Below are 25697 nucleotides of genomic sequence, written 5' to 3'. Positions count from 1 at the left end.
GGGTGGCGCGAAATCGGTGCGTACTGCACCACGCGCATTACCTAGTTTACGGCCTATGCCCGGGGTGCAGCCGCGGAACGGGAATCATGCCGGGCACCCAGCGCGGAAAGGGCCACGATGACGGCCGTGATGATGGCCGCACCTCCGGTCACGCCGAGCAGCGCACGGGCTCCCAGATCGTAGAAGACCGGTACCAGGACACCGGCAACCAGTGCGGCCCCGCCGGTGATCAGCCAGTCACGCGCGGGCAGGAAATCTTTGCGGTTTCGGACCCACAGGAAGATTTCCACGGCTCCGCCGAGGATAAGGGCGGCAGCTGCCGCTCCGCGGAACGCCTCGGCCGAGGCGAAAACCAGGGTGGCCGCACCGGCAAGAACGTAGGCAGCGGCTTCCACCAGCAGCAACGCCCGGACCTTGCCGTGCCCCCGGGCCGCGGTCAGCATGGGCCAGAGGGCGGCGCCGGTGAGCAGCAGATACGCGCCGCCGGCGAAGGCCAGGACGGACTCAGTGGGCTCCTGCCAGAAAACGGTCAGCACGCCGTACACGGCTGCCACCGCCGACCGGACCAGCATGGGTCCCCAAGGTGCCCCGGGATTGGATGCGCCCACTGCAGAGCCTCCGCTTTCACTGTCGCCGTCATATCGGTGGCCGGTTGGCCACCGTCAAGCTTAGTCGCTCGCAGCCCGGGGACCGGAACCGGTAACCATCCAGGCGTCCTGCCGGGCCCGCCAGGACAAGGTGATTGCACGTGCGCTCATGTACCCGAGGGCGAAGGCTGCCCAGAGCCAGGCAATCCCGCCGGGGCCGGACAGGCCGGCGCTGTGCACCCAGATGAGCAGCGGCAGGTAGGCAGCCAGGTTCAGCATTCCGGTGAGGGCCAGGTATCTGGCATCCCCCGCCCCGATCAGGACCCCGTCCAGCACGAACACCAGCCCGCAGATGGGCTGGGAGACCGCCAGAACCCAGAGTCCGGCGTTCATGGCCTGCTGCACCCCGGCGTCGCCGGTGAAGAGCACCCCGGCCACCGGTGCCGCCAGGGCCAGCAGTGCCCCGGTGATGACGCCGAACCCGACGCCCCACAGGATCATCCTGCGGGTCAGTGCCCGGGCCAGCACGGTGTCCCCGGCACCCAGCTCCTTGCCGATCATTGCCTGGGCTGCGATGGCCAGGGCGTCCAGCGCGAACGCGAGGAAGGTAAACACCGTCATGACCAGCTGGTGGGCGGCGAGGGATTCCGGTCCCTGCGCGGTGGCCACGAGGACCGTCGCAAGCACCGCGGCGCGCAGGCTCAGCGTGCGCAGCATCAGCCACGACCCCACGTGGGCGGTGGCCCGGATTCCTGACGCTGCCGGCCGCAGCGGCACCCCCTGTGCACGGGCCATCCGCGCCACCGCAACCAGATAGAACACGGCCATGCCCCACTGCGCAATGCTGGTGCCCAGCGCCGAGCCCGCCACGGACAGGGAGAACCCGTACACCAGCAGGTAATTCAATCCGACGTTCACGGCAAATCCGGCCGTGGCGACCACCAGCGGCGTGCGGGTGTCCTGCAGCCCGCGCAGCACGCCGGTGGCGGCCAGGACCACCAGCATGGCTGTCAGTCCCGGCATCGAAAAGCGCAGGTAGTCCACGGCGTACCGGTGCACGTCGCCGGCTGCGCCCATGGCGGCGCATAACTGCGGGGCGAACACGTACCCGACCGTGGAAAGCACTGCGCCGAGCACCGCGGCCAGGGCGATGCCGTCCCGCCCGGCGGCGAGCGCCTCAGGCTGCCGGTTGCCGCCCAGGTGGCGCGCCACCGTGCCGGTAGTGGAATAGGCCAGGAAGACCATCAGCCCGACGGCGGTCTGCAGGACCGTGGATGCGAGGCCGACGCCGGCCAGCTGGGCCACGCCGAGGTGGCCCACTATGGCGGAGTCGGCCAGCAGGAACAGGGGTTCGGCAATCAGCGCACCCAAGGCCGGCAGGGCAAGGGCAAGGATGCGGCGGCTGAGCCGCCGCGAAGAAAGATCGGCTTCGCTCTTCACACCCTCCAGCCTACGTTTGAAGTCCGCCGCCGGGTGCGGCGCGGACCGCGCCGGGACCGTCGCCTTCCCCGCCCTCAGAGCGCAGGACCAGGACGGCCGCCACTGCTGCGGCCGCGAGCAGCACCCCCACAAACACCACCAGGGACCGCCAGCCGCCCTGCTGGAAGCAGTAGCCCCCAACCCAGCCCAGCAGGCTGGACCCGGCGTAGTAGAAGAGGTTGTACAGCGAGGAAGCCTGCGCCCGCCCTTCCCGGGCGAGCAACGGGGTCCAGCCGGAGGCAATCGAGTGCGCAGCGAAGAAACCAGCGGTGAAGACCAGCAGTCCCGCCACAATGGCCGGCAGGTTGTTGGCGGCAGTCAGGGCCAGGCCGGCCGCCATCGCACCGATGGACACCAACAGCACCGGTTTCCGGCCGCCGCGCAGCCGGGCCGCCAGGGTTCCCGCGGCCCGGGAGGACCAGGTGCCGGCCAGATACGCGAGGAACAGGGAGCTGGCCAGGCCCTGGGACAGTCCGAAGGGCGGCGCCCCCAGCCGGAAGCCCAGATAGTTGTACACCGCTACAAAGCCGCCCATCAGCAGGAAACCCTGCAGGTACAAGGCCAGCAGCCGCGGATTGCGAAGGTTTCCTGCCAGCCGGGCGGCCAGGCCGTGCCCGGGGACTGCCCGGCGCAGGGGGACAAAACCGCGCTGGCGGGGTGCGGTAAGCATGAATACGGCCGCCGCCCCCGCAGCCAGAAGGCTCACGGCGGCCACTCCCACCCGCCAGTTAGCCAGTTCCGCCAGCGGCGCCGCAAGGATCCGGCCGGCCAGACCGCCGATGGTGGTGCCCGAAACATAGGTCCCGGCGGCCAGGGCAGCATGCAGCCGGCTGACTTCCTCACTGAGGTAAGCCAGCGCCACGGCCGGTATTCCACCCAGCGCAGCACCCTCGAGGAAGCGCAGTCCCAGCAGCACCGGCAGGCTGGGGCTCAGGGGAACGGCCAGGCCCAGCACCACCGCGGCAATGATCGCCAGGCGCATGGCGGGCAGCCGTCCGAACCGGTCCGCTGCCGCGGACCAGGGAATCACGGTAACGGCGAGACCGAGAGTTGCCGCGGAAACCGTCAGTGCGGCCGAGGACGCGGTGACCCCCAGATCCGCGGCCAGCTCCGGCAGGACCCCCTGCAGGGAATACAGCTGGGCGAAGGTCGCCACTCCGGCGGCGGCCAGCCCCACCAGGACGCCGCGGTACCCGCGGCTGCCGCGGCGGTGCCCGCTGAAATCTCCGGCAGGGGGAACCCCGGGGACTTCCGCCGGCATCTTCACTGCCGGCCCGTTGCTGCGGTGCCGGCGGGACCGGTGCCGGCAGGGCCGGTGCCGGCAGGGCCGGGGCCGGCGTGGCCGGGGCCGGCGTGCCCATCCGCCGCGGGCGCATAGGCCGGCACAGCGGCCAGCTCTCCGGCAAGGTTTCGGCGGGCCTGCTCCTCCCAGAGCCGCCGTCCGAGCGGCGTGCGGTAGAGCGGATCCGCCGCGGCCAGCTGCCGCACCACGCGCCGTCGGCCGGCGGCGAACTCCGCGGCCGAAAGGTGCCCGTATTCGGCCCGGACGGCCTGCACGTACGCAGCGTAGCGGGCGGGTTCGCGGCCGAGCACCGCAAGGTCCGCATCCGTCAGCAGTGCGCCGTGGGCATCACCCTCCGCCGGGTCATGGCCGGCGGTCAGGCGGACCAGACGGGCGCATTCAGCGGCCGCTGCTGCGGACACGCCTGCAGCGGGCAGCAGCTGTTCGGCCATCCGTGCGGATGCCTCCTCGTCGGCACCGGCCCGGCCGGTGTACACGGCGTCGTGGAACCAGGCGGCAAGCGCCACGGGAAGGGGAACATCCCCGCCGGTGAGCAGTTCCAGTGCCTCCAGGACCTGGAGCAGGTGCCGGCGGTCATGGTAGCGCCGGTGCGGTTCGTTCCAGTGCTCCAGCAGGCGCCCGCCCAGCTCCGGAGCGGCCGGCAGCAGCCTGTTCCACCGGTGGCGCAGCGGTGCAGCGAGGGCGGACGGGCGTTCCCGTGCCGGGATCCGCAGTCCGGAGGCAATGAGGATACGGACCAGGTCCCCGCCGCTGACGGGTACGGCGCCCCTGGCCACGAGCGCATCGTAGCGTTCCCTGGGCACGTCGTAGTGGTCGCCGTCGAACGCCCGCGGCGAGATGCCCGACGCCGCGGTGAAGGCGTGCAGCTCGTCCAGTCCGGTGTCCGAGACCAGGTGGGAGAAGAGGGTGTTGTGCGCCGGCCACATCGGCGGATCAATGTAGATCATGGGCACCGGGCTTCCGGCCGCAACAACAGCATCTTCCATGTCTATCGCACCCGCGCCTGCAATTTCCACGCCGACTCCCGGCCGGTTGCGCGCCTGCTGCCCGGCGTTTTGCACAAACCCTTGTCCGGGTGGCTCCCCGGTGCTGGAATAACCGCATGGATGCCGTGCCCGAAGCCGTACCCGCCGCTGTACCCGCTGCCGGATCCCCCGGCGTGTCCACCGTGGTCGCTATTGGCACACGCAAGGGACTGTGGCTGGCCACCAGCCCCGACCGCCGCACCTGGGAGGTGCGGGGGCCGGAGTTCCCCATGACCGAGGTTCCTTCCCTCGCGTTCGACACCCGGAGCGGGACCCCGCGGCTGCTGGCCGGAGTGCGTTCCGAGTGGTGGGGCACCAACGTCGCGATTTCCGATGATTTGGGGAGGACCTGGCAGGAGCCGGAACAGGCAGCCATTGCCTTCCCTGAGGACACGGGGGCATCCCTGGAACGCATCTGGCAGCTGGCACCGGACAGCGCAGACCGGCCCGGCGTGATCTGGGCGGGGTGCGAGCCGATTTCGGTCTTCCGGTCCGAGGACGGCGGGAAGCACTTCGAGCTGGTGCGGGGCCTGTGGGACCATCCGCACCGCACCCGGTGGGGCGCGGGTTACGGCGGCCCGGCTGCGCATACGGTCCTGCCAAGCGCGAACGACGATTCGGTCCATGTGGCTATCAGCAGCGGCGGCGTGTACCGGTCCGATGACCGGGGCGAGACCTGGGATGCCTTCAATAGCGGCATCACCGCGAACTTCATGCCGGAGAAGTACCCCGAATTCGGCCAGTGCGTGCACAAGGTGGCGCGGGACGCGGGGAATCCGCAGCGGCTCTACGCCCAGAACCACGGTGGGGTCTACCGCAGCGACGACGCCGGCGGACAATGGGTTTCCATTGCCGAGGGGCTGCCTGCGGACTTCGGGTTCGTGATGCTGGCCCACCCCACCCGGGCAGACACCATCTGGACCATTCCGCTGGGCTCGGCCGGCGAACGCAATCCGCCCCAGGGCCGCCCGGCGGTGTTCCGCAGCACCGATGCCGGCGGAAGCTGGGAGCGGTTCGACGCCGGTCTTCCGGCCTACGATTTCAACGCCGTCCTGCGCGATGCTGCCCATGTGGACGACGCCGATCCCGCCGGCATCTACTTCGGCACCCGGGGCGGCGAGGTTTATGCCAGCGCAGACGAGGGCGAGACGTTTTCCCTGGTGGCCGCCAATCTTCCGGATGTGCTCTGTGTCCGCGCCGTTGCAGCCTGACGCCCCCGGCCAGACCGGCGTTGAGCTGCTGCTGCCCGCGGCGCTAGCCGATGCCGCGGACGGGCGGCGCCTGCTAACCCTCCGCCCGGGGCCCGGACCGGCAGGGGACGCCACGGTTGCTGACGCACTGGCGCTGCTGCAGGCGGGTTTCCCCGGCGTGTACCGCCGGCTCTGCGATGAGGCCGGAGACCTCCGCCGTTATGTGAACCTCTACCTGGACGGGCTGGACATCCGGGACCTGGACGGCGTCGCGACCGCACTGCCGGACCATGCCGAGCTCCTGGTGCTGCAGTCCATCGCCGGAGGCTAGCGGGTTAAAAGGGCAATGGGCGCTTCCGCAGTCAGCGGAAGCGCCCATTGTGCTTCGATCTCCGCCCGAAGGCGGAATTGCTACCGAAGACTCACTGTGCCGTCATTAGGCCGGCAGCTGCAGGGTCTGACCGGTGAAGATCAGGTCCTGGTGGATGACCGTGTCCAGGTTGGCGTTGTACAGCGCCTGCCAGCCGCCTTCGATGCCCAGCTTCTCGGCGATGCCGGAGAGGGTGTCGCCGGCCTGGATCACGTAGGTCTCGCCGGACAGGGCCGGGGCCGGGGTCTGGACCGGAGCGACGGCCTCAACCGGGACGCTGGTCGGAGCGGCCTCGGCGACCGGAGCGGGCGCCACGTAGGTCTCGACCGGAGCAGCCTCGGCAACCGGAGCGGGCTCGGTGTAGGTCTGAACCGGTGCGGGCTCGGCAACCGGAGCAGGCTCGGTGTAGGTCTGAACCGGAGCGGGCTCGGCAACCGGAGCCTGCTCCACCGGAGCGGCCGGAGCGGGCTGGGCGGCCTGCGGGTTGGCGGTGGCGCCGGTCATGCCCAGCTTGGCGGTGCAGGCAGGCCAGGCGCCGGGGCCCTGTTCGGCCAGCACGCGCTCGGCTACGGCAATCTGCTGTTCGCGGCTGGCATCGGCTGCGTTACCGGTGCCGCCGAAGGCTGCCCAGGTGCTGGGGCTGAACTGCAGCCCGCCGGAGTAGCCGTTGCCGGTGTTGATCCCCCAGTTTCCACCGCTTTCGCACTGTGCGAGGGCGTCCCAGTCCATGGAGGCTGCGTTGGCCGGAGCGGCCATGCCGACGAGGCCGGCAGCGCCAGCACCAGTGATGGCGGCGGTAGCCAGACCGCGGCGTACGATACGACGGATCTTCTGGTTCTTCATAAGTCTGTTGCTCCCATTGGGTTCCACCTGCGCTCATCCCGTCCCCGGGCGTCTGCACGCCGTCGCCTTCCCCATGTGGATGGAGGTCTTCGTCGATGCCACGCAGCGGCGACGTGCAGTGGACGCGTGGCATCAGGCTTTTCTGGTTTGAGGCCGCACCCAAGTTGGTGCCGGCCGCCGCCGGCTTTGATTTCATCCGGCGGTCCAGCCCTCGATCGGGGCCTTAATCAAGGTAGGGGAGCACTCCGTCGATATCAAATCGATATCAAGCATGCACGAATCGTTATCTTTCCCAGACCCGCGGAAACAAGCGGAAGAAGTACAATTCCGGCGCAATATTGTCAGCTTTGTCACATAATGCGCCCTGTGGTCCCTGTCATGCATTCGGCATGGTAGGGACCACATTAAAAAACGCCGTCGGCGGGCATCCGAAAGGATCCCCGCCGACGGCTATTCACAGCCTATTTCAATGCGTTCGAAGCCTTGCGCTTGTTGAAGACATCAAAGCCCACGGCAAGGAGCAGGACCAGTCCCTTGATGAACTGCTGGTAATCGATTCCCACCCCCAGCAGCGACATGCCGTTGTTCAGCACGCCCATGATCAGGCCGCCGGTGATGGCCCCCACAATCGTTCCGACGCCGCCGGTGACTGCTGCCCCGCCGATGAAGGCGGCAGCAATGGCGTCGAGTTCGAACAGGTTTCCGGCCCCGGGGCCGGCGGAGTTCAGCCGGCCGGTGAAGATGAGTCCGGCCAGGGCCGCCAGCACGCCCATGTTCACGAACAGCAGGAAGTCCACCCGCTTCGTGTTCACGCCGGAAAGGTGGGCGGCCTGGAGGTTCCCGCCGCGGGCGTAGACATGCCGGCCGAACACCGAGCGGTTCATCACGGCGCTGTAGGCGACGACCAGAATTCCCAGCACTATCAGCACAATGGGCGTTCCGCCGCGGGAGCTGGCCAGCAGGTACGTGAGTCCGAGCACGATGACGGCGCTGAAGACCAGCCGGGTAAGGAACCAGGCCCGGGGCTCGTCATCCAGGTTCAGCTTCATCCGGGCAGCCCGGCCGCGCAGCTGGCTGGTCACCAGGAGTGCGGTGGCCAGCACGCCCAGACCTACCGTGGTCCAGTCCAGCAGGTTGGTTTCGGGCGGGAATAGCCCCGGGAACAGGGAACCGCCGCCAAGCTGGCGGTACTCCTCGGGAAAACCGGTGATCCGCTGGTTACCCAGGAGGATCTGGGTCAGCCCGCGGAAGACCAGCATGCCTGCCAGGGTCACGATGAAGGCGGGGATGCCGATATAGGCCACCCAGTACCCCTGCCAGGCACCCACCAGGGCTCCCACCACCAGTGACGCTGCGAGCGCAGCCCACCACGGCATGCCCCAGTCACGGATCATGATCCCGGACATCGCCCCGACGAACGCAGCCACCGAACCCACGGAAAGGTCGATGTGCCCGGCGACGATGATCATGACCATCCCGATGGCCAGGATCAGGATGTAGCTGTTCTGCACAATGATGTTGGACACGTTGTCCGGCTGGAGCAACGCGCCGCCCGTCAACACCTGGAAGAGGGTGACGATGACCAGCAGTGCAACGAAAATGCCGATCTGCCGCAGCCTGCTGGTCAGGAACCGTCCCGCATCCCCCAACCGGGACGCCTTGGGGTTCCTGGTGCCGAGAGCCGGATCCCCGCCGGCAAGAGTGGAAACCATGGTTAGTCCTTTTCCTGGGTCATGTACTGCATGAGTCGCTCGGGCGTGGCCTCGGCGATGGGAACCTCCGCGGTGATCCTGCCCTGGGCCAGGGTGTAGATGCGGTCACAGATCCCGAGGAGTTCCGGCAGTTCGGAGGAGATGACAACCACCGCCTTCCCCTCTGCGGCGAGCCGGTTGATGATGGTGTAAATCTCGTACTTCGCGCCGACGTCGATGCCGCGGGTGGGTTCGTCCAGGATCAGGACGTCCGGATCCGCGAACATCCATTTGGACAGGACCACTTTCTGCTGGTTCCCGCCGGAGAGCTTGCCGGCGATGGAGGTCACGGACGGCGCCTTGATGTTCATGCTCCGCTGGTAGTCCTGTGCCACCACCGTTTCCCGGCCGCCGTCGACCCAGCCCCTGACGGCCAGCCTTTCCAGGGCGGAGGCGGAGACGTTCCGTTTGATGTCCTCGATGAGGTTCAATCCGTAGCGCTTGCGGTCCTCCGTGGCATACGCGATCCCGTGCCGGATCGCCTCCTGCACCGTGCGGGCGCTGATTTCCCTGCCGTTCTTGTACAGCTTTCCGCTGATATTGGACCCGTAGCTTCGGCCGAAAATGCTCATCGCCAGTTCGGTGCGCCCCGCCCCCATGAGCCCCGCGATTCCCACGATTTCCCCGGCACGGACCGACAGGTGTGCTCCGTGGATCACGGTCCGCGCGTGTTCCCGGGGATGATGGACCGTCCAGTCCTCCACCCGGAGCACTTCCGCGCCGATCTCGGGGGTGCGGTCCGGGTAGCGGTTCGTCAGTTCGCGGCCCACCATCCCTTTGATGATCCGTTCCTCGGTCACGGTGCCCTCGTGCAGGCTGAGGGTTTCAATGGTGCGGCCGTCCCGCAGGATGGTCACGGAATCGGCAATGGCCCTGATCTCGTTGAGCTTGTGGCTGATGATGATGCAGGTGATGCCGTCCTCCCGCAGCCCCCGGACGAGGCCCAGCAGGTGCGCGGAGTCTTCGTCATTGAGGGCGGCCGTCGGTTCGTCGAGGATCAACAGCTTGACGTCCTTGGACAATGCCTTGGCAATCTCCACCAGCTGCTGCTTTCCCACACCGATGTCGCCGGCAGGGGTCACCGGATTGATATCCAGGCCTACCCGCCGGAGCAGATCGGCGGCGCGGACGTTCGTCTCGTTCCAGTTGATGAAGCCGCGGGCAGACCGCTCATTGCCCAGGAAGATGTTCTCCGCCACGGACAGGTAGGGCGAGAGTGCCAGTTCCTGGTGGATGATGACAATGCCGCTGCGTTCGCTGTCCTTGATGTCGCGGAACGTCACCTCGGTTCCGTCCAGCCGGATCTCCCCCTCATAGCTGCCGTATGGGTAGACCCCGGAAAGAACCTTCATCAGCGTGGATTTTCCTGCCCCGTTCTCCCCGCACACGGCATGGACCTCGCCGCGGGACACGGCAAGGGTGACGTCCTGCAGTGCCTTGACACCGGGGAACGTTTTCGTGATTCCCGTCATTTCCAGAATGTGGTCGCTCACGCGGGACCCTCTCTGTGCTGCCGAAGTGCCTGGATGGTCCGGACCGGATTCCGGGGGCGGGCGGGTGCCGCCCCCCCCGGCGCCTAGTCGAGGTCGGACTCCTGGTAGTAGCCGCTGTCCACCAGGACCTCCTCGTAGTTGTCCTTGGTGACGATCTGCGATTCGAGCAGGTAGGAGGGAACCACCTTCACGCCGTTGTCATAGGTTTCGGTGTCGTTGGTCTCCGGTTCCTCCCCCTGCATGAGGTCATCGACCATCAGGACGGCACGCTTGCCCAGTTCGCGGACGTCCTTGAAGATCGTGGAGTATTGCTCGTCGCTGATAATCGACTGCACCGACCCCACTTCGGCATCCTGTCCGGTGATGACCGGGAGGTTGTCCCCGGAGTAGCCGCCGGAGCGGAGGGCGGAGATGATGCCGATCGAGAGTCCGTCGTAGGGGGAGAGCACGCCGTCGAGCTGCTGGCCGCCGCCGACTGTCAGGAGATCCTCCATCCGGTCCTGGGCTGTGTCCGGCAGCCAGCGCAGGATAGCCGCCTGCTCGAAGTCGGTCTGGCCGCTGGGAACCTTCAAGGTGCCGTTGTCCAGGTAGGGCTGCAGGGTGTCCATGGCGCCGTTCCAGAAGAAGGTGGCGTTGTTGTCATCGGGGCTGCCGGCAAACAGTTCCACGTTGAACGGCCCTTTCTCGCCGGTTTCCTGGCCGCTGGCGTCCAGGATCCCCAGGCCCGTGAGCAGCGAGGTTCCCTGCTGGACTCCCACTTCGTAGTTGTCGAAGGTGGTGTAGTAGTCCACGGTGTCGGATTCGTTGATCAGCCGGTCGTAGGCAATGACGGGAATGTCCTGGGATTCCGCCGTCTCGAGCACTCCGGTCAGGGTGGTGCCGTCGATGGAGGCGATCACGAGGGCCTCGGCTCCGCCGTTGATCATGTTCTCGATCTGAGAGACCTGGGTGGGGATGTCGTCGTTGGCGTACTGCAGGTCCACCTCGTAGCCAAGGTCTTCCAGCTGCGACTTGACGTTCTCGCCGTCGGCAATCCAACGTTCGGACTGCTGGGTGGGCATGGCCACGCCGATTTTGGCTCCTTCGTTGGATTCTCCGGCCTCGTCACCGCCGCCCCGGCTTCCGGAGCAGGCGCTGAGGCTTAGCGCCAGGGCCAGCGACGTGCCTCCGATGAGGGTTTGTTTCAGTGTCAGTGCCATCTGTCTGCCTTTCGTGGGCCGTACCTAGGTGGGGGGAGGCAATGCGGATCAGAGTTTTTGTGCAAGCCGGTAGTACGCGGCGTTCCAGCGCACTTCGCGCTGGAAGCCGCGGAGGGTGGTGGACGGGTCAATCAGCAGCAGCTCGACGCCGGTCATTTCGGCGAAGTCCGTGACCACGTCCGCGCCGATCGCCGTACTGAGCACCGTGTGGTGCGCCGCGCCTGCGGTGAGCCAGGCGGCGGCCGACGTCGTCAGGTCCGGGTGCGGGCGCCACACGGCGCGGGCAACGGGCAGGTGCGGCAGCGGCTCGTCCGGCGGCACTACGTCCACGGTGTTGGCCGTCAGCCTGAACCGGTCACGCATATCGGACATGGCGACGACGACGCCCGGGCCCGGGTCGGTGTCGAACACCAGCCGCACCGGATCCTCCCGGCCACCGATGCCCAGCGGGTGGATTTCGAGGGAGGGTTTCCGCGACGTCAGGGTCGGGCAAATCTCGAGCATGTGGGCACCGAGGATCTTCTCCTCGCCCGGGACCAGGTGATAGGTGTAGTCCTCCATCAGGGAGGCGCCGCCGGGCAGGCCGGCACCCATGACCTTCGCGGCGCGGACCAGCATGGCGGTCTTCCAGTCCCCTTCGGCACCGAAACCGTATCCATGCGCCATCAGCCGCTGCACGGCCAGCCCCGGCAGCTGCCGCAGGCCGCCCAGATCCTCGAAGTTCGTGGTGAAGGCCCCGAATCCGCCGTCTTCCAGGAACTGCAGGAGCCCCAGTTCCTGGCGGGCACCGTAGCGCAGCGAATCGTGCCGGGCCCCGCCGGACCGCAGTTCGGGCGCGACGTCGTAGAGCTCCTCGTATTCGGCGGCCAGTTTGTCCACGGCGTCCTCGGGCTGGGCCTGGACAACCTCCACGAGGTCGTTGACCCCCCAGGTATTGACGGAGACACCGAACCGGATCTCTGCCTCGGTCTTGTCCCCCTCGGTCACTGCGACATTGCGCATGTTGTCCCCGAAACGGGCAATCCGCAGGTCCGCGACGGCCGCCCGCCCGGCGCAGGCCCGCTGCCAGGACTCGATTTTCCCGGTGACTTCGGGAGAGGAGGCGTGCCCGACGACGATCTTGCGCGGGATATCCAGCCGGGTGGAGATGTAGCCGAACTCCCGGTCTCCGTGCGCCGCCTGGTTCAGGTTCATGAAGTCAAAGTCGATCTCCCCCCAGGGCAGGCCGACGTTGATCTGGGTGTGGAGGTGGAGCAGGGGCTTGCGCAGGGCGTCCAGCCCGTGAATCCACATTTTGGCGGGGCTGAAAGTGTGCATCCAGGCAATGACGCCGATCACCCCGTTGTCCGCATTTGCGGCCAGGGCGGCTGCCCGGATGGAGCCGGCATCGGTCAGGGTCGGCTGCCAGCGTATGCGGACGGGTAGGCCGGCAGCCTCCAGCAGTTCGACTATGGCCCGGGATTGCCCGGCGACCTGGCGGAGGGTCTCGTCCCCGTAGAGGTCCTGGCTGCCGGTCAGGAACCAGACCTCGTACTCGTCAAGGGTGGTGGTCAGTGGACTCACGTCAGTGCACTCCTGGGGTCGAGGGGGCCACGGTCGGCTGGGCCGGCGGGGTGGAAGGGGCCGCCGGTGCGGCGGAAGGGGCTGGGACGGCCGCCGCCGGCTGGCCGTAGACATGCTGGTAGCGGTGGAACAGGGTGTCGATGTCGCCGGGATCGATGGGCACCGGTTCGCCGAGCTGGCGGGAGAGGTGCACGGTGCGGGCGACATCTTCGAGCATCACCGCTGCCTTGACGGCGTCGCGGGCATTCCGGCCGATCGTGAACGGTCCGTGGTTGCGCATCAGCACCGCACGCGAACGGTGCCCGGTGAGGGTTGAGACAATCCCCTGTCCAATGGAGTCGTCCCCGATGACGGCGAAAGGCCCCACGGGGATGTCCCCTCCGAATTCATCGGCCATGGCCGTCAGGACGCAGGGCACGGGTTCGCCCCGGGCCGCCCAGGCTGTGGCGTACGTCGAGTGGGTGTGGACCACTCCCCCGACGGCGGACATATGCCGGTAGACGTATGCATGCGCGGCGGTGTCGCTGGAGGGTGCCAGGCCGGAGCCTGGCGTACCCGGTACCGGCCGGCCGTCCGGGTCGCACAGGATCATGTTTGCAGCGGTGAGCTCCGCGTAGCCCACGCCGCTGGGCTTAATGACGAAGAATTCCGTGCCTGGAACGCGTTCCGAAATGTTGCCGGCGGTCCAGGCCACCAGTCCGTACCGCACCAGTTCGGCATGCAGGGCGGCCACCTCGGCGCGGACCCGGGCAATGTTTTCCTCACGTTCCGTGCTCATGCCGGAACCTGCCCGGTTTTGCGGGCCGATCGCCGCAGCCCCTTCAACCGCCGCATGACGTCGTTGCCGCCGCGGCCGAAGTAGTCGTGCAGGGCCATGTACTCGGCGTACAGCTGCGCGTAGCTTTCCGCGCGGTCCGGGTCCGGAAGGTATGTCTGCTGCTGGACCCCGCCCATGGCCGCGGACGCGGCCCGCACATGCGGATAGGCGCCGGCGGCTACGGCCGCGTGGATTGCCGAGCCCAGCGCCGGTCCCTGGCCGCTGCGGATGACGGAGATCGGCATGTCCAGGACATCGGCGTACACCTGCATCAGGAAGCGGTTTTTCACGAGCCCACCCGCCGCTATGAACTCCCTGACGGGGATGCCTGCGGCGGCGAAGGTTTCGACAATCGTGCGGGTTCCGAAGGCGGTGGCTTCCAGGAGGGCCCGGTAGATCTCGTGCGGCAGGGTGGCGAGGGTGAGCCCCACCAGCAGCCCGGACAGTTCATGGTCCACCAGCACTGACCGGTTGCCGGACTGCCAGTCCAGGGCCAGGAGCCCGTGGGCACCCACCTCTTCCCCGCTCGCCTGCTCGGTCAGCAGTTCATGCACGCTGAGCCCGCGTGCGGCGGCTTCCTCCACCAGTTCCGGAGGTACGAAGTGCGCCGTGAACCAGGCAAAGATGTCACCGACGCCCGACTGCCCGGCCTCGTACCCGTACAGCCCGTCCACGATCCCGCCGTCGACCACTCCGCACATCCCGGGCACCTCCACCAGGTCCTCGGAGCTCATGACGTGGCAGGTGGAGGTGCCCATGATGGCCACCATCTGCCCGGCGGATGCAGCCCCGGCGGCAGGGGCGCAGACGTGGGCGTCTACGTTGCCCACTGCCACGGGGATGCCGGCCGGCAGCCCGGTCCAGGCAGCCGCTTCGGCGGTCAGCACTCCCGCAGCCGAACCCAGCGCACCGATCCGGTGGTCCAGCTTCTCCGCGACGAACCCGGCGAAACCGGGGTTCAGCGACGCCAGGAAACCGCGGTCCGGATAGCTGCCGTCCTGCAGGATTCCCTTGTACCCGGCCGAGCAGGCATTGCGGACATACGTGCCGGTCAGCTGCCAGACAATCCAGTCGGCAGCCTCAACCCAATGGTCCATGAGCCGGTAGAGTTCGGGGTCCTCTTCGAGCAGCTGAAGGGCCTTGGCGAATTCCCACTCACTCGAAATGAGGCCGCCGTAGCGCGGCAGCCATGCTTCACCTCGTTCCTCCGCAGCCCGGTTGATGCGGTCCGCCTGGGCCTGGGCGGCATGGTGGCGCCATAGTTTTACGTAGGCGTGCGGGCGGCCCTCGAACCCGGAGAGTTCGTTCAGGGGCGTCCCGTCAGCGGTCACCGGGACCATGGTGCAGGCCGTGAAGTCGGTTCCGACGCCGATGATCGATTCCGGAGCGACGCCTGCTGCCCGGACTGCTGCCGGCACGGCTTCCCGCAGGACCTCTATATAGTCGGCCGGAACCTGCAGCGCCCAGTCGGGCGGCAGCGGTTCCGAAGTGGCGGCCAGCACCGTATCCATCACTCCGTGCCGGTACGCGGTGACAGCGGATCCCATTTCCGCGCCGTCGTGCACCCGGACCACGACGGCGCGGCCGGAGAGAGTGCCGTAATCGATGCCCACCACATAGGCGGGTTCAGCGTTGGTCTGGCTCACGGTGACCTCATTGTCATCTGGACCGCCGATCGGACGGGTTTCCCGCCTTCATGTGAACGGTCACATTTTGTTCGAGCCAACGTACCGCGGGACCTCGGCGCAGACAATACCCCTAGGTAACGCTTTGATTACGGGCCGGGAGGGGCGGCGGAGCGTGCCGCCGGGAAGACGGCGCCGCCACCCGGTTCCGGTGCGGGCTCAGGAAACCGCACGGGTTGCCGCGGCTGCTGCTGACGCCCGCAGGATAAGCCGAGGTGCCACGTCCCCCACGCTCACCGGATCTTCCCCCCGCAGTTCCGCCAGCAGTACGGCAACGCAGCGGCGGCCCAGCTCGGGGAAATCCTGCCGGATGGTGGTCAGCGGCGGCAGGAAATGCGCGGCCTCGGGCACATCGTCGAAGCCGACCACGCTGAGGTGTTCGGGCACCCGCAGCCCGGCATCCGCATAGGCATGCACCAGGCCCAGGGCAATGTGGTCGTTGCCGCACACCACGGCGGAGAACCGGCGCTGCTTCCGCAGTTCCAGTCCCACCCGGTACCCGGAGTCCGCCGTCCACTCGCCGGCCGGCAGCACCGCGGGTTCCAGGTCCCAGGCCGCCATCTCCTCGAGGTATCCCTGCCGGCGCGCCTCGGTTTCCACCCATTCGGCCGGCCCGGGCACATGCACCACCCGCCGGTGTCCCAGTTCCAGGAGGTGCCGGGTAGCCAGCCGCGCTCCTGCCACCTGGTCCACCGACATGCGGTGGTCGTCCCCGTGCAGGGAATGCACCGTAACAAACGGGATCCGGAGGGAAAGCTTCTCAATCGCTTCGAGGGTCCGGGACTGCGGCGCCAGCAGCACCAGGCCCTCCACCGCGTGGCTCATCAGCCGGTCCAGCGCCGCTTCGATGGAGCGGGGGTCCGCACTGTCGATGTGCGCGGCGTCCACCACGTAGCCCGCATCGTTGGCCGCCGTCTGCACTGCCTGCAGGCTTGCCGTCAGTCCGTATTCAGCGCCAGAGGCCACCAGGGCGCCGATAATCCGGGACTCCTTGGTGACCAGCGCCCGGGCGGCACGGTTGGGGCGGAACTGCAGCTCCTCCATGGCAGCGAGCACGCGCTGGCGGGTACTCTCGCGCAGATTCGAGTGCCCGTTGATTACCCGGGACACCGTCTGGTGGGACACCCCCGCCGCGGCGGCGACATCGCGGATATTAGGGGCACGGCGATGGGACACGGAGCCTGCAATACCCTCACTGGTCATAGGAAGAACGGTACTCCACGACGGCGCCCCGGGGACGAGCCGCCGGAGGGGCCCCACCGGCATATTTTCGGCTTCTGGACAGTGGCTGCCGGCCGGGTCTAACGTTGGACCTCGTGCTCACATTCTTCAATGCGTTCAAGCGCATTCTGGTCGGGCGTCCTTACGGCAACGAACGGCTCTCGCACACCCTCCTCCCCAAGCGGATTGCGCTTCCGGTCTTCGCCTCGGACGCCCTGTCGTCAGCGGCGTATGCACCCGATGAGATCCTCCTGACCCTGGCACTGGCCGGCGTCGCGGCAGTGACCCTTTCCCCCTGGGTAGGGCTGGCCGTCATCGTCGTGCTGCTCACCGTGGTGGCGTCCTACCGGCAGAACGTGCACGCCTATCCGTCCGGCGGCGGGGACTACGAAATCGCAAGCACCAATCTGGGCAAGCCCGCCGGCCTGACCGTCGCATCCGCACTGCTGGTGGACTACGTGCTCACCGTCGCCGTGTCCATGTCCTCGGCTGCCTCCTACCTGGTGACGGCCATCCCCGCCCTGCACGGCACGCAGCCCACCATCGCCGTGGTCGGCGTGGCGGTGCTGGTCCTGGTGAACCTGCGCGGCATCCGCGAGGCCGGGGCCTTGTTTGCCGTACCGACCTATATCTTCATGGCCTCCGTGCTGGGCATGTGCCTGACGGGATTCATCCAGTTCCTCAGCGGAGACCTGCGCCAGGCGCCGTCGGCGTCCTTTGAACTGGTGCGGGAATCCGGTTACGACGAAGGCCTTGTAGGTCTTGCCGGCGCCCTCCTGCTGCTGCGGGCTTTCTCCTCCGGAGCGGCCGCACTCACCGGCGTCGAAGCCATCAGCAACGGTGTCCCGACCTTCCGCAAGCCCAAGAGCGCCAATGCGGCCACTACCCTGCTGCTCCTGGGCGGAATTTCCGCTGCCATGATCGGCGGCATCATCGCCATGGCAAACCTGACCAAGGTCCACGTGGCCCAGGATCCCGCCACCCAGCTCACGTCCAACGGTTCCCCCGTGGGGGACGAATATGTGCAGCATCCGGTGATCAGCCAGCTGGCGGAGACCATCTTCGGAGGCGGCAGCATCGCCTTCTACATCGTGGTGGCCGCCACCGGACTGATCCTGGTGTTCGCGTCCAACACTGCGTTCAACGGTTTCCCGGTGCTGGCCTCGATCCTGGCCAAGGACGGGTTCCTGCCCCGCCAGATGCGCACGCGCGGGGACCGGCTGGCCTTCAGCAACGGCATCATTTCCCTGGGCCTGGGCGCCCTGGTGCTGATCATCGCGTTCGAGGCCGATGTCACCCAGCTGATCCAGCTCTACATTGTCGGGGTTTTCGTGTCCTTCACCGCCAGCCAGCTGGGCATGATCCGGCACTGGACGGGGAAGCTGCGCACTGAACGGGACAAGGACGTACGACGGCGGATGCGGCGTTCGCGGGCGATCAATTCCATCGGCTTCGGCATGACGGCATTGGTGCTGGTCATCGTGATCGTCACCAAGTTCACCCACGGAGCGTGGATTGCCCTGCTGGCCATGGCCGTCCTGTACGTGATCATGTACAGCATCCGGGTGCACTACGAGACCGTTGCCCGCGAACTGGCACTCAATGACAATGACTCCGGGCTGGCGCTGCCCTCGCGGGTGAATGCAGTGATCCTCATTTCGCAGGTACACAAGCCGGCGCTGCGGGCAATTGCCTACGCGCGTGCCTCCCGCCCCTCCAGCCTGAACGCGATCATTGTGGACCTGGACCCGGAGGACACCCGGCGCACGTTGGACGAGTGGGAGCGGCTGCAGATCCCCGTTCCGCTCACGGTGCTGTCCTCGCCCTACCGGGAAACCATCTCACCCGTGCTGGCGTACCTGCGCGATGCCCGCCGCAATGCCCCGCGGGAACTGTTCGTGGTCTACATTCCCGAATACGTGGTGGGCCGCTGGTGGGAGCAGCTGGTGCATAACCAGACGGCCCTGCGCATCAAGGCCCGGCTGCACTTCGAACCGGCCATCATGGTCGCGTCCGTGCCGTGGCAGCTGGCCTCCAGCCATGATGCCCACGGAGAGCCGGCGGGCGGTCCCGGGGCGTCAAACCGGGGCTAGTTCCGCCGCGGCCCGATCTGCCGGCGGTTACTCTCCGGCCCGGCCGGCAAGCACCGACCGGTAGGCGTACTCGGTGAGCCGGCCGTCCTGCACGGCCTGCTCCACGGCCGCGAAGGAACGCGGACCGGCGTCGTTGCTGTAGGGGAAGTGGATGAGCTCGGCAATGAGCTCCCACTCCTCGGCAATGGAATCAATGAGGTCACCGGGGGTCTCTTCAGCTGAGGGGCCGCCGCCCAGGACGGTCCATGCGTCGTCGGGCACCCGGTAGGCCTGCAGCCGGTCCAGGTCCGCCTCGAGTTCCGCCAGGGAGTCGTATTCGGTCTGTGCCGCGGGCGGAACGGAGCCGTCCGGTGTCGCCAGCTGGCTGACGAAGGTGGTCTCCGAGGACGGGTAGATGGAGGTGGGCACAGGTTCGCCTTCCTCCAGGTACGCCGGCAGCTGGGACGGCATCCAGTACCAGGCATCGCCCTGGTCCGGCCCGCCGGGCTGGTCCCGCTCGCTGATCCAGCCCCGGGCGGCCAGCAGCGCCTCTGCCTCATCGCTGAAGTAGGCCGTTTCGCCGCGCAGCATGGCGTTGACCTCGTGCTCGGCCCGGCGGGCCTGCTTCTTTTTGGAGACGGCTTTTTTGCGGGGCTTGGACTTGGGCATGCGAGATCTCCTGGGGCGGTGGGGGAAGCGGTTGGGGCAGGCGGACGTTGTTCCGGCGGCTAGAAGCCGCTGCCGCCTTCAACGGCCATGTTCGAGAAGCGCGAGTAGTGGCCCTGGAACCCCACCACGATGGTCTTGGTGGGGCCGTTACGGTGCTTGGCCACAATGACGTCGGCCTCGCCGGCGCGCGGTGATTCCTTGTCGTAGATGTCCTCGCGGTGCAGCAGGATGACCATGTCCGCATCCTGCTCGATGGAGCCCGATTCACGCAGGTCGGAGACCATGGGCTTCTTGTCGGTGCGCTGCTCGGAGCCTCGGTTCAGCTGCGACAGGGCGATCACGGGAACTTCGAGTTCCTTGGCGAGCAGCTTCAAGGCACGGGAAAACTCCGAAACCTCCTGCTGGCGGGATTCCACGCGCTTGCCCGAGGACATCAGCTGCAGGTAGTCCAGCACCACAAGCTTGAGGTCGTGGCGCTGTTTCAGGCGCCGGCACTTGGCCCGGATTTCCATCAGGGACATGTTCGGGCTGTCGTCAATGAACAACGGGGCGTCATTCATGCGGCCCATGGTGGTGGCGATCTTGCCCCACTGCTCGTCCTTGATGGTGCCCTTGCGCAGGTCCTGGAGCCCGATGGTCGCTTCGGCCGAGAGCAGGCGCATGGCGATTTCGTTCCGGCCCATTTCGAGCGAGAAGAAGACGGTGGTCATGTTGTTCTTGATGGCCGCGGAGCGGGCAAAGTCCAGCGCGAAGGTGGACTTACCGACGGCGGGGCGGGCCGCGATGACGATCATCTGGCCCGGGTGCAGGCCCTGGGTGAGCTCGTCGAGCTCGTAGAACCCCGTCGGCACGCCGGTCATGCCCTCGCCGCGGTGGCCTGCGGACTCGATCTCATCCACCGTGCCCTCGATAATGTCCTTCAGGGGCACGTAGTCCTCGGCGGTGCGCCGCTCGGCCACGGCGTAGATCTCGGCCTGGGCGGCGTTGACGATGTCATCCACCTCCATGCCCTCGTTGGAGTAGCCCAACTGGACAATCTTGGTGCCTGCGCCGACCAGGCGGCGGAGGACAGCCCGCTCGCGCACGATTTCGGCGTAGAAGCCGGCGTTGGCAGCGGTGGGAACGGACTGAATCAGGGTGTGCAGATAGGCCGGGCCGCCGATGCGCCCGATCTCGCCGCGCTTGGTGAGTTCATCCGACACGGTGACGGCGTCCGCGGGTTCTCCGCGGCCGTAGAGGTCGATGATGGCCTCATAGATGGCCTCGTGCGCGGGACGGTAGAAGTCCAGGCCCCTCAGGACCTCCACGCAGTCAGCAATAGCGTCCTTGGAGAGCATCATGCCGCCGAGCACCGATTGTTCGGCGACAAGGTCCTGCGGCGGTGTCCTCGCGAAGTCCGGACTGGATGGTGATGCCGGGGAGTCCGTATGCGTGAGCGACACTGTGACCCTTTCCATAAAGGCTAAGACGTTTCGATCCCTGCCCTGCCGGAGGGCTTGCTTATCTCTATCAGTCCGCACTGACGTTCGGCCCGAAGGGCGGCGGCGTTGCTGACGGATCCGAGCCGGCGGACATGCGTCTGAAGAAGGGATTCACCCGCAACCGTATGCCTACCGCGCCCTCCCGACAAACGAGTTATCCACAGGCCCTGTGGACACTCTGTGCATAACGCGGCGTGTCTTGTGCACAGGCTGGGCATAAGCATGTGGATAAATCAGCAATATTTCCACAAAAGCGGCTCTGACTAGGAGAAACGCTTGTCCACACCTGTGTAAACAAACTATTTTTCCGCCGCGCCCGACCCCAGTTGCCATGTTGACAGCATCCCGGAACAGGCCTAAGGGTGGCGAAATCCACAAAAGGCACCCGAGATATCCACAACTCCCGTCTGCGGATGGGGGAAAACGCGGCCCTGCTGCCGCGGCGGCGGGGAACAGGGCAGGAAGGCGAGGCGCCGCAACGTAAAAAAGCACCCCCCGGCCCGACGGGCTGGAGGGTGCTTTCTTGGCTGCGTTGAACGCTAGCTGGCAACGACCTCGAGGTCGATGACGGCAGCAACGTCGTCGTGCAGGCGGACGTTGGCCTGGAAGGAACCAACCGACTTGATGTGCGTCGGCAGTTCAACCTTGCGCTTGTCGATGGCGCCGAGGCCGGCGGCCTCGACAGCAGCGGCAACATCTGCGGGCTTGACGGTACCGAAGAGGCGTCCGGACTCGCCGGCCTTGACGGTCAGCTTGACCGGCTTGGCGGAGAGGGCGGCAGCCTGCTTCTGAGCATCTTCCAGGGAAGCGTGCTCGCGGGCAGCGCGGGCAGCCTTGATGGACTCAACCTGCTTCTCGCCACCCTTGGTCCAGGTCAGAGCGAAGCCACGGGGCAGGAGGTAGTTACGTGCGTAACCGTCCTTAACCTCGATGACGTCGCCGGCAGCGCCGAGACCGGTTACTTCGTGGGTCAGAATGAGCTTTGCCATGAGTTAGGTTCCTTTCCTTTAGCCGCGGCCAGCGCCGGAGTAAGGCAGGAGAGCAACTTCGCGGGCATTCTTGATTGCCTGGGCGATCTTGCGCTGTTCCTGCACGGACACGCCAGTTACGCGACGGGCGCGGATCTTTCCGCGGTCGGAAATGAACTTGCGCAGCAATGCTACGTCCTTGTAGTCGATGACGGTGATGTCAGCGGCCTTCAAGGGATTGGACTTTGGTTTGGGCTTGCGAAGTTCAGCCTTAGCCATCGTGGAGCTCCTTATGTCTAGTGGAGCCCGTGGATACATTTCCACGGGATGGGCTCGACGGCGGTTGCCGTCTGAGGATGGCGTCCGAAGACGCCGGGTGAAGTGCCGCTGCTCCCGGATGGGGGTAGCCGCGCTTCGGATGAAGCGGTTTAGAAGGGCGGATCGTTCGAATCCGGACCGCTGCCCCATCCACCGGAGTTGTTGCCGCCCGCAGGCGCTCCCCAGGGATCGTCAGCCGGTGCGGACTGCGCCTGCTGCTGGCCGCCGCCCCAACCGGAGTTGGAGTTGCCGCCGAAGCCGCCGCCGCTGTTGCCGCCGAAGCCGCCGCCGCCACCGCCGGAGCGCTGGGTGCGGGTGACCTTGGCAGAGGCATAACGCAGCGAGGGGCCGATTTCGTCGACCTCAAGCTCCATCACAGTGCGCTTTTCGCCCTCTTTGGTTTCGTACGAACGCGACTTCAGGCGGCCCTGGCAAACTACGCGGGTTCCCTTGGTGAGGGACTCGGCGACGTTTTCAGCAGCTTCACGCCAGACAGACGCACGGAGGAACAGCGTTTCGCCGTCCTTCCACTCGTTGGACTGACGGTCGAAGGTCCGCGGGGTCGAAGCAATGGTGAAGTTCGCCACTGCCGAACCGGACGGAGTGAACCGCAGTTCCGGGTCGTTGGTTAGGTTACCGACGACGGTGATTGTTGTCTCGCCTGCCATGAAAGCCTCCTGATATCAGTACGGGTTGCCGGAAATTATTCTGCGGAAACCTTTGCAGCGTCCTTAGCGGCCTTCTTGGCATCCTTCTTCGAGATCTTCTGCTCTTCCGGGCGGATGATCTTGGTGCGCATGATGGTCTCATTAAGGCTCAGCTGGCGATCAAGCTCGGCTGCTGCTGCAGGCGTACCGGTGAAGTTAACCACCGCGTAGATGCCTTCAGTCTTCTTCTGGATTTCGTAGGCCAGTCGACGACGGCCCCAGATGTCTACCTTGTCGATGGTTCCGCCATCGTTGCGGACAACATTGAGGAACTTGTCGAGCGAAGGCTCGACGGTACGCTCTTCGACCTCGGGGTCGATGATTACCATCAGTTCATAAGCACGCATTTGTGAACCCACCTCCTTTGGGCTATACGGTCACGGCATTTCCGTAACAGGAGGTTCTTTTGCGTTGTCTCCCCCTCGGCAGCGGCTGATCCGCAGCAGGGGAGGAATCTGCCGACCGAAGCCGACAGCACAGACTTTCTTATCCTATCCGATTTCCCGGACCGGGATTGGCACGCCGGGATCTGCACCCGGCGCGCTACCCCGTCAGGCCGCCCCGGCAGCGAAGAACCGCTGGGCTACGGTGGCCAGGCGCAGGGGATCCTGGACACCGGCCATTTCCCGGGCCGAGTGCATGGAGAGGACGGGAATCCCAACGTCCACCGTGCGGATTCCGAGCCTGGTGGCGGTCAGGGGTCCGATCGTGGACCCGCAGGGAACGGAGTTGTGGGAGACGAATTCCTGATAGGGCACGTCTGCTGCGGCACAGAGGGCCGCCCAGCGGGCCATGCCCGGCGCATCGGTGGTGTAGCGCTGGTTGGCGTTGATCTTCAGCAGCGGCCCGCCGTTGAGTACCGGGTGGTTGGCGGGATCGTGGCGCTCGGCGTAGTTGGGGTGGACAGCGTGGCCCACGTCCGCGGAAATGCAGAAGGAGGCGGCCAGGGACCGTGCCCGGTCCGCTGTGGTGGCGCCCAGTCCGTCGCTGATCCGGGTCAGGACGTCTTCGAGGAACGGCCCGGCGGCACCCGAACGGCTGCCGCTGCCGACCTCTTCATGGTCGAAGGCTGCAAGCACGGCAACCGGTGCATCAGGCGCGACGTCTGCCGCAATGAGGGCAACGATGCCGGCGTGGACGGAGGAAAGGTTGTCCAGCCGGCCCGAGGCGAAGAACTCTCCTTCGGCTCCAAAGACCTGCGGTGCCTGGGTATCGGCAGCGACAATGTCGTAGCCGCCGATGTCCTCCGGTGCCAGGCCGGCTTTTGCAGCCAACAGCTCCAGCAGGTCGGAGGTGGAAGGGTCCCCCAGCCCCCACACCGGATTCATGTGCTGCTGCTTGTCCAGTTTCAGTCCCTCGTTCACGGCCCGGTCGAGGTGGATGGCCAGCTGCGGGAAGCGCAGCAGCGGGCCGGTCTGCACCAGCCGCTCCTCGCCGTCCAGGGTGACCATGCGTCCGGCAAGCTGCAGCTCCCGGTCCAGCCAGGAGTTCAGCAACGGCCCGCCGTACACCTCGACGCCGGCCTGCAGCCAACCAAACCGGCCGGTGGTGGGCCGCGGCTTGAGCTTGAAGGACGGGGAATCGGTGTGCGTCCCCAGGATCGAGAAACCGGTGGCGGGGCCTGCCGCCTCGGGAGTGACCCAGGCAATTAACGCGCCGTCGCGCACGACAAAGAATTTTCCCGCCGAGCGGGGGAAGTCTCCGGTCTCGAATACTTCGGTGAACCCTGCTTCAGTGAGGCGGCGTGCGCCTTCTCGTGCAGCGTGGAAGCTGGAGGGGGAGGCGCTGACAAACGCGCCGAGGTCATTTACGTGGGCCAATGCGTCAGACATGCTCTGATTCAACCAGAGGGCCCGGCCCCGGCGTAACCGCCGCCCGTCCCGGGCGTAAAAGAACCCCGGCGCGGCACGCGCCGGGGCTGTGGAGGAGCTGTTGGTGGAATCCGGTGGAGGCGGAAACGGCCGTTCTTCCGCGCCGCCCCCACCGAAGCATGGTGACCTATACGTCCCGTTTCTTGGTGACGATCAGGGAGGTGATCAGCAGTACCGCAGCCCACGCGGCGAGGACCAGGCCGCCCTGCAGCTGGGTGAGGTCCCCTTCGCTGATGGGACCGGCCGCGACCAGCTGGGTTCCCGCGTTGCTCGGCAGGAACCGTGCGGCATCGGGGATCCAGTCCGCCAGGTTCTCCACGATGGCCACGACCAGCGGCAGGACGAAGATGATGCCGATGGCCGTCACCACTCCCCCGGCGGTGTTGCGCAGCAACGTGCCGATGGCCATCGCGAATACGGCGATAAGCGCAAGGCACGTTCCGGTGTTGAGGATGCTGGCAAGCACTCCGTCATCGTCCAGGGACAGGCTGAGGTCCGCGCTGCCCAGGATCGGCTGGGCCACCAGGAAGGAAATGAAGGCTGCACCGGCACCAACCACGAAGGAAATCAGGGCAATGAGCAGGTTCTTTGCCAGCAGCGCCGGTGTCCGCTTCGGAACGGCGCTAAACGTGGACCGGATCATTCCGGTGCCCCATTCGGAGGCAATGAGCACCACGGCCAGGGACGCGATCAGCAGTTGGCCGAAGAAGAGCCCGCTTGACGGGATGTCCCGGACCAGGCTGTCGGCCGGCGGCGGGCCCTGCGGTGCCGCGGCGTCGTCGGGAACGGCAGGTGCGGTCGCGGCGTCGTCGGGGACGGCCGGAGCGCTTTCGCCCGCTGCTGCCGGACTGCTGGTGCTGGTTCCGCCGCCGAATTCATTGACGATCTGGGCGGTGCCCCAGGCTGCCAGGGCAGAAAGCCCCACCATCACCAGGACGGTGATGGCCAGGAGGATCACGGTGGAAGGGACCGTCGTGATCTTGATCCATTCCGATTTCAGGACACGGAAGAAGGTGACTCCGGGACCGGAGGGGCCCGTCGGCTGCGAGGCTGCGGGGTTCTTGGATGTCGTAACGGTGCTCATG

Annotated in this window: 23 protein-coding genes; 3 read left to right on the top strand and 20 right to left on the bottom strand. The window is 66.8% G+C overall.

Annotated elements, in window-relative coordinates; genetic code table 11:
• Positions 1–53: 53 nt before the first annotated feature.
• From AC5RT8_RS09400 to AC5RT8_RS09385, 4 genes are read right to left on the bottom strand one after another with little or no spacing between them, the layout of a single operon-like run.
• Entirely contained in the window at positions 54–608 is a 555-nt protein-coding gene (locus AC5RT8_RS09400; protein WP_494095437.1) for a DUF308 domain-containing protein, read from the bottom strand.
• A 60-nt stretch (positions 609–668) separates the two neighbouring features.
• Positions 669–2027, bottom strand: coding sequence for an MATE family efflux transporter (locus AC5RT8_RS09395; RefSeq protein WP_494095436.1), 1359 nt, complete (start codon positions 2025–2027; stop codon positions 669–671).
• 10 nt (positions 2028–2037) lie between these two features.
• Positions 2038–3327, bottom strand: coding sequence for an MFS transporter (locus tag AC5RT8_RS09390; protein WP_494095435.1), 1290 nt, complete (start codon positions 3325–3327; stop codon positions 2038–2040).
• 2 nt (positions 3328–3329) lie between these two features.
• On the bottom strand, positions 3330–4316 hold the full coding sequence (locus tag AC5RT8_RS09385) for a DUF4031 domain-containing protein (protein WP_494095847.1): 987 nt from the start codon (positions 4314–4316) through the stop codon (positions 3330–3332).
• A gap of 155 nt (positions 4317–4471) precedes the next feature.
• Here AC5RT8_RS09385 and AC5RT8_RS09380 point away from each other — a divergent pair, with 155 nt between their 5' ends.
• Positions 4472–5605, top strand: coding sequence for a WD40/YVTN/BNR-like repeat-containing protein (locus AC5RT8_RS09380; protein ID WP_494095434.1), 1134 nt, complete (start codon positions 4472–4474; stop codon positions 5603–5605).
• Positions 5583–5915, top strand: coding sequence for a ubiquitin family protein (locus tag AC5RT8_RS09375; RefSeq protein WP_494095433.1), 333 nt, complete (start codon positions 5583–5585; stop codon positions 5913–5915). Before AC5RT8_RS09380 ends, AC5RT8_RS09375 begins: the two co-directional genes overlap by 23 nt.
• Positions 5916–6020: 105 nt before the next feature.
• Here the strand turns inward: AC5RT8_RS09375 and AC5RT8_RS09370 are convergent, their stop codons facing one another.
• The 8 genes from AC5RT8_RS09370 to AC5RT8_RS09335 all read right to left on the bottom strand — a co-directional run bounded on the left by AC5RT8_RS09370 (position 6021) and on the right by AC5RT8_RS09335 (position 16508).
• Complete coding sequence (locus AC5RT8_RS09370) at positions 6021–6797, bottom strand: transglycosylase family protein (RefSeq protein WP_494095432.1); 777 nt, start codon at positions 6795–6797, stop codon at positions 6021–6023.
• Between the two features lie 461 nt (positions 6798–7258).
• Positions 7259–8509: a multiple monosaccharide ABC transporter permease gene (gene mmsB, locus AC5RT8_RS09365; RefSeq protein WP_494095431.1), complete on the bottom strand. Its 1251-nt coding sequence runs from the start codon at positions 8507–8509 to the stop codon at positions 7259–7261.
• 2 nt (positions 8510–8511) lie between these two features.
• A complete protein-coding gene (gene mmsA / locus AC5RT8_RS09360) occupies positions 8512–10020 on the bottom strand; it encodes a multiple monosaccharide ABC transporter ATP-binding protein (RefSeq protein ID WP_494095846.1) in 1509 nt (502 codons plus the stop codon).
• Between the two features lie 104 nt (positions 10021–10124).
• Positions 10125–11240 carry a multiple monosaccharide ABC transporter substrate-binding protein gene (chvE, locus tag AC5RT8_RS09355; RefSeq protein WP_494095430.1) on the bottom strand — a complete coding sequence of 372 codons (1116 nt, stop codon included), beginning with the start codon at positions 11238–11240 and terminating at the stop codon, positions 10125–10127.
• Between the two features lie 48 nt (positions 11241–11288).
• The gene (araA, locus tag AC5RT8_RS09350) at positions 11289–12803 is read right to left on the bottom strand and encodes an L-arabinose isomerase (RefSeq protein WP_494095429.1); all 1515 of its coding nucleotides are present in this window, start codon (positions 12801–12803) and stop codon (positions 11289–11291) included.
• Position 12804: 1 nt separating this feature from the next.
• A complete protein-coding gene (locus AC5RT8_RS09345; protein WP_494095428.1) occupies positions 12805–13581 on the bottom strand; it encodes an L-ribulose-5-phosphate 4-epimerase in 777 nt (258 codons plus the stop codon).
• A complete protein-coding gene (gene araB / locus AC5RT8_RS09340; RefSeq protein WP_494095427.1) occupies positions 13578–15266 on the bottom strand; it encodes a ribulokinase in 1689 nt (562 codons plus the stop codon). The genes AC5RT8_RS09345 and araB overlap by 4 nt, the downstream gene beginning before the upstream one ends.
• 198 nt (positions 15267–15464) lie before the next feature.
• Entirely contained in the window at positions 15465–16508 is a 1044-nt protein-coding gene (locus AC5RT8_RS09335) for a LacI family DNA-binding transcriptional regulator (protein ID WP_494095426.1), read from the bottom strand.
• 113 nt (positions 16509–16621) lie between these two features.
• Here AC5RT8_RS09335 and AC5RT8_RS09330 point away from each other — a divergent pair, with 113 nt between their 5' ends.
• Positions 16622–18619 (top strand): APC family permease, encoded by a 1998-nt coding sequence (locus AC5RT8_RS09330; protein WP_494095425.1) that lies wholly within the window; start codon positions 16622–16624, stop codon positions 18617–18619.
• Positions 18620–18646: 27 nt separating this feature from the next.
• Here the strand turns inward: AC5RT8_RS09330 and AC5RT8_RS09325 are convergent, their stop codons facing one another.
• The 8 genes from AC5RT8_RS09325 to AC5RT8_RS09290 form a co-directional block, all read right to left on the bottom strand.
• Entirely contained in the window at positions 18647–19267 is a 621-nt protein-coding gene (locus tag AC5RT8_RS09325; protein WP_494095424.1) for a hypothetical protein, read from the bottom strand.
• A gap of 59 nt (positions 19268–19326) precedes the next feature.
• Complete coding sequence (gene dnaB, locus AC5RT8_RS09320) at positions 19327–20709, bottom strand: replicative DNA helicase (protein WP_494095845.1); 1383 nt, start codon at positions 20707–20709, stop codon at positions 19327–19329.
• A gap of 578 nt (positions 20710–21287) precedes the next feature.
• On the bottom strand, positions 21288–21737 hold the full coding sequence (rplI, locus tag AC5RT8_RS09315; protein WP_227912270.1) for a 50S ribosomal protein L9: 450 nt from the start codon (positions 21735–21737) through the stop codon (positions 21288–21290).
• A gap of 18 nt (positions 21738–21755) precedes the next feature.
• Positions 21756–21995: a 30S ribosomal protein S18 gene (gene rpsR / locus AC5RT8_RS09310; protein ID WP_007269381.1), complete on the bottom strand. Its 240-nt coding sequence runs from the start codon at positions 21993–21995 to the stop codon at positions 21756–21758.
• A gap of 149 nt (positions 21996–22144) precedes the next feature.
• On the bottom strand, positions 22145–22702 hold the full coding sequence (locus tag AC5RT8_RS09305; RefSeq protein ID WP_494095423.1) for a single-stranded DNA-binding protein: 558 nt from the start codon (positions 22700–22702) through the stop codon (positions 22145–22147).
• A gap of 35 nt (positions 22703–22737) precedes the next feature.
• Positions 22738–23088, bottom strand: coding sequence for a 30S ribosomal protein S6 (rpsF, locus tag AC5RT8_RS09300; RefSeq protein ID WP_227920298.1), 351 nt, complete (start codon positions 23086–23088; stop codon positions 22738–22740).
• A gap of 204 nt (positions 23089–23292) precedes the next feature.
• Positions 23293–24573, bottom strand: coding sequence for a M18 family aminopeptidase (locus AC5RT8_RS09295; protein ID WP_494095422.1), 1281 nt, complete (start codon positions 24571–24573; stop codon positions 23293–23295).
• A gap of 166 nt (positions 24574–24739) precedes the next feature.
• Positions 24740–25696 (bottom strand): ABC transporter permease, encoded by a 957-nt coding sequence (locus tag AC5RT8_RS09290; RefSeq protein WP_494095421.1) that lies wholly within the window; start codon positions 25694–25696, stop codon positions 24740–24742.
• Position 25697 lies beyond the last annotated feature (1 nt).

This window comes from Arthrobacter sp. Ms25 (assembly GCF_059090365.1).
The sequence above is the reverse complement of the archived record's forward strand: the minus strand, read 5'-3'. Positions and strand labels throughout refer to the sequence as shown.

Excerpts from the sequence above, each read along its gene's own strand:
- mmsA (WP_494095846.1), bottom strand. The coding sequence starts at position 10,020 with ATGACGGGAATCACGAAAACGTTCCCCGGTGTCAAGGCACTGCAGGAC.
- AC5RT8_RS09345 (WP_494095428.1), bottom strand. The coding sequence starts at position 13,581 with ATGAGCACGGAACGTGAGGAAAACATTGCCCGGGTCCGCGCCGAGGTG.
- AC5RT8_RS09380 (WP_494095434.1), top strand. The coding sequence starts at position 4,472 with ATGGATGCCGTGCCCGAAGCCGTACCCGCCGCTGTACCCGCTGCCGGA.
- rpsF (WP_227920298.1), bottom strand. The coding sequence starts at position 23,088 with ATGCGTGCTTATGAACTGATGGTAATCATCGACCCCGAGGTCGAAGAG.
- AC5RT8_RS09385 (WP_494095847.1), bottom strand. The coding sequence starts at position 4,316 with ATGATCTACATTGATCCGCCGATGTGGCCGGCGCACAACACCCTCTTC.
- AC5RT8_RS09370 (WP_494095432.1), bottom strand. The coding sequence starts at position 6,797 with ATGAAGAACCAGAAGATCCGTCGTATCGTACGCCGCGGTCTGGCTACC.
- AC5RT8_RS09290 (WP_494095421.1), bottom strand. The coding sequence starts at position 25,696 with ATGAGCACCGTTACGACATCCAAGAACCCCGCAGCCTCGCAGCCGACG.
- AC5RT8_RS09305 (WP_494095423.1), bottom strand. The coding sequence starts at position 22,702 with ATGGCAGGCGAGACAACAATCACCGTCGTCGGTAACCTAACCAACGAC.
- rpsR (WP_007269381.1), bottom strand. The coding sequence starts at position 21,995 with ATGGCTAAGGCTGAACTTCGCAAGCCCAAACCAAAGTCCAATCCCTTG.
- AC5RT8_RS09390 (WP_494095435.1), bottom strand. The coding sequence starts at position 3,327 with ATGCCGGCGGAAGTCCCCGGGGTTCCCCCTGCCGGAGATTTCAGCGGG.
- mmsB (WP_494095431.1), bottom strand. The coding sequence starts at position 8,509 with ATGGTTTCCACTCTTGCCGGCGGGGATCCGGCTCTCGGCACCAGGAAC.
- AC5RT8_RS09335 (WP_494095426.1), bottom strand. The coding sequence starts at position 16,508 with ATGACCAGTGAGGGTATTGCAGGCTCCGTGTCCCATCGCCGTGCCCCT.
- AC5RT8_RS09295 (WP_494095422.1), bottom strand. The coding sequence starts at position 24,573 with ATGTCTGACGCATTGGCCCACGTAAATGACCTCGGCGCGTTTGTCAGC.
- AC5RT8_RS09325 (WP_494095424.1), bottom strand. The coding sequence starts at position 19,267 with ATGCCCAAGTCCAAGCCCCGCAAAAAAGCCGTCTCCAAAAAGAAGCAG.
- chvE (WP_494095430.1), bottom strand. The coding sequence starts at position 11,240 with ATGGCACTGACACTGAAACAAACCCTCATCGGAGGCACGTCGCTGGCC.
- rplI (WP_227912270.1), bottom strand. The coding sequence starts at position 21,737 with ATGGCAAAGCTCATTCTGACCCACGAAGTAACCGGTCTCGGCGCTGCC.